1 protein-coding gene is annotated in these 1,286 nt (G+C 67.6%); it reads left to right on the top strand.

The window, feature by feature from the left end:
- On the top strand, positions 1-1,160 hold a 1,160-nt coding region (locus ACWD0Y_RS36655), incomplete at its 5' end, for an IS4 family transposase (protein WP_450264578.1).
- Positions 1,161-1,286 lie beyond the last annotated feature (126 nt).

Here is a 1,286-nt window from a genome sequence, read left to right as displayed (position 1 = left end):
GGGTGTTTCCGCCCGGGTTGGTGGATGAGGTGATCGCGCAGTGCGGACGCCGGGAACAACGTGCCCGGTTGCTGCCGGCCCGGGTGGTGGTGTACTTCGTGCTCGCGATGTGCCTGTTCTCGGGGCAGGGTTATGAGGAAGTGGCCCGGCTGCTGACGCAGGGATTGGAACGGGTGCGGCAGTGGGAGAAGCCGTGGCGGGTGCCGACGACGGCGGCGATCGGCAGGGCCCGTAGGCGGTTGGGGCCGGAGCCGCTGAAGGTGCTGTTCGACCGGGTGTGCCGGCCGGTCGCGATGCCGGAAACAGCTGGTGCTTGGTATCGCGGGTGGCGGCTGGTCGCGGTGGACGGCACCGTCTTCGACGTCCCGGACACCGAGGCGAACGGCATGTTCTTCGGCCGTCCCGGCTCGGGGCGGGGACAGCAGCGCAGTGCGTATCCGCAGGTGAGGGTGGCAGCGTTGGTGGAGTGCGGGACACATGCGGTGTTCGCCGCGGCGACCGGTCCGCTGTCGGTCCACGAACAGCACCTCGTTCCCGACCTGCTGGGCCGGCTCGAGTCAGGCATGCTGCTGATGGCCGACCGCGGCATCACCGGCTTCGAGTTGTGGAAGGCCGCCTCGGGCACGGGTGCGGACCTGTTGTGGCGGGTCCGCAAGAACATCGTGCTCCCGTTCCTCGAAGCCTTCGAGGACGGTTCCTATCTGTCCGAGATCGTGGCCACCGGGGACCGTGACCGCCGTGATCCGGCCCGGGTTCGCGTCATCGAGTACACCCTCGGTCGAAGCGGCGACGATACGGTCTACCGGCTGATCACGACCATCTGCGACCCGGACCAGGCGCCCGCCGGCGACCTTGCGGGCCTCTACCACCAGCGGTGGGAGATCGAGAACACCCTGGACGAGATCAAAACCCACCAAGGTGGCCGTCAGCTGGTCCTGCGATCGCAATACCCCGATGGCGTCGAGCAGGAGATCTACGGCTTCCTTCTGGTGCATCACGCCTTGCGGGACGTCATGCACCACACCGCTCACCAAGCCGGCCTGGACCCCGACCGGCTGTCGTTCACCCGCACCCTTCGCATCGCCCGCCGCCATGTCACCGACCAGGCGGCACTTTCCCCCCTCACGACTCAGCCGAGCCCTGACCCACACCATCCGTGAGCTGCTGGAACGACTCCTCCCGCCCCGCAGACGACGTTCCAACCCTCGCGTCGTCAAACGCAAGATGAGCAACTGGCACCTCAAACATCCCTACCACCGCAACCCACCCCCACCACTGGCTCCCAC

It is taken from the genome of Streptomyces altiplanensis, assembly GCF_053591575.1.
The sequence above is the reverse complement of the archived record's forward strand: the minus strand, read 5'-3'. Positions and strand labels throughout refer to the sequence as shown.